Genomic DNA, 254 nt, shown 5'->3' with positions numbered 1-254 from the left:
CGCAGCGTGTGTACGCCAGTTGGCAGGCGCTGCTGGAGGGCGAAGCGGGCCTCGCCCCCAGTGAACGCATCAACCTGCTGGCAATCGTCACGCCCAATCACCTGCATGCGCCCATCGCTGCCGCTGCGTTGCAAGCCGGCATCCATGTGTTCTGCGAGAAACCCGCCGCATTGACCAGTGCCGACACCCGCCGCCTGGCGCAGTTGCTCGATAACGCCGATGTACTCTACGGGCTGGCCCACACCTACCAGGGC

The 254-nt window shown here is 65.7% G+C and carries 1 protein-coding gene; it reads left to right on the top strand.

Going from position 1 to position 254, the window contains the following annotated elements; all coding sequences use genetic code 11:
- Window positions 1–254 (top strand): Gfo/Idh/MocA family oxidoreductase (locus AC0IYH_RS32755; protein ID WP_471838533.1); only part of this gene is annotated, 254 nt, incomplete at both ends.

It is taken from the genome of Pseudomonas sp. AC463 (assembly GCF_979253585.1).
Note: the sequence above shows the minus strand (reverse complement) of the source record. Positions and strands in the feature narration are given on the sequence as shown.